General features: G+C 63.8%; 1 protein-coding gene. It reads left to right on the top strand.

Features of this window, described 5'->3' with window-relative positions:
- Window positions 1–271, top strand: a 271-nt coding sequence (locus tag R0J92_RS23170) for an FAD-dependent oxidoreductase (protein ID WP_411053400.1), incomplete at both ends; no start/stop codon positions are given.

The raw sequence follows: 271 nt of genomic DNA, 5'->3' as shown, positions 1-271 counted from the left end.
GTGCGTGGAACGTCGGTCACGGTGCTCGAGGCGGGGCGGATAGCGGGCCAGGCATCGGGGCGCAACGGCGGACAATGCAACACGGGCGTCGCGCAAGACTTCGCTTCGCTCGCGGCCAGCGTCGGGCTGGAACAAGCGCGCGACTTTTACCGTGCGTACGAAAGCGCGGTACAGACGGTCGAATCGATCGTCACGCAACAACGGATCGACTGTGATTTCGTGCGTAGCGGCAAGCTCAAACTCGCGGCCAAGCCGAAGCACTTCGACAAGC

The sequence above is a fragment of the Tritonibacter sp. SIMBA_163 genome (assembly GCF_046535935.1).
Lineage (GTDB): Bacteria > Pseudomonadota > Alphaproteobacteria > Rhodobacterales > Rhodobacteraceae > Epibacterium > Epibacterium scottomollicae.
Note: the sequence above shows the minus strand (reverse complement) of the source record. Positions and strands in the feature narration are given on the sequence as shown.